Origin of the sequence: Albidovulum sediminicola (assembly GCF_025751575.1) — a bacterium.
Taxonomy (GTDB): domain Bacteria; phylum Pseudomonadota; class Alphaproteobacteria; order Rhodobacterales; family Rhodobacteraceae; genus Albidovulum; species Albidovulum sediminicola.
The window spans coordinates 1-884 of record NZ_JAOWLA010000067.1 but is presented as its reverse complement, the minus strand read 5'-3'; the positions used below and the strand labels follow the sequence as shown (position 1 = coordinate 884).

Genomic DNA, 884 nt, shown 5'->3' with positions numbered 1-884 from the left:
TTCTAGGCTCCCGACCCATTGATTTCAGGCTTTTGGCATGATTCAGGCTCCGCAAGGAGACCTGTTTAATGAGCAACCTATACTGGCTGTCGGAGGCGCAGATGAAGCGTCTGAAGCCGTTCCTGCCCAAGAGCCATGGCAAGCCCCGCGTCGATGATCGGCGTGTGTTGAGTGGCATAATCTTTATCAATCGCAACGGCTTGCGGTGGTGCGACGCACCCAGGGAATACGGTCCGGCAAAGACTCTCTACAATCGGTGGAAGCGCTGGAGGTGAGTGGCTGAACGCCACCGGTCCGAGAGAGGCCGCGAACGGGGGTCTTCGCCCGGATCATGATGGGCTTGGCCGGTGAGAGCGCCGAACACAAGACGATCATGATCGATGCGACCTATTTGAAAGCGCACCGCACGGCCTCAAGCCTGTGCGTGAAAAAGGGGGGCGCGAGCGCCAGATAGGCCGAACGAAGGGCGGCATGAACACCAAGCTGCATGCCGTCAGTGATGCGAAGGGGCGACCGATCCGGTTCTTCATGTCTGCCGGGCAAGTAAGCGATTACACCGGCGCAGCGGCGCTACTGAGCAGCCTGCCGACAGCAGATTGGATGCTTGCGGACAGGAGCTATGACGCAGACTGGTTCCGAGAAGCATTGAAAGACAAGGGGATACGCGCCTGCATCCCGGGGAGGAAGAAACGCAAGAAGACCGTCCGATACGATAAACGGCGATACAAACGGCGCAACCGCATCGAGATCATGTTTGGCCGCCTCAAGGACTGGCGCCGCGTTGCCACCCGATACGACCGCTGCCCAGAAACCTTCTTTTCCGCCATCCTGCTCGCCGCGATCGTCATCTTCTGGCTATGAATGAGAATGAGTCTGGAGCCTAG

At 58.6% G+C, this 884-nt stretch carries 1 pseudogene; it reads left to right on the top strand.

The features are described 5' to 3' along the window. Positions 1-68 precede the first annotated feature (68 nt). A pseudogene (locus tag OE647_RS20120) lies at positions 69-861 on the top strand (IS5 family transposase). Positions 862-884: the final 23 nt, after the last annotated feature.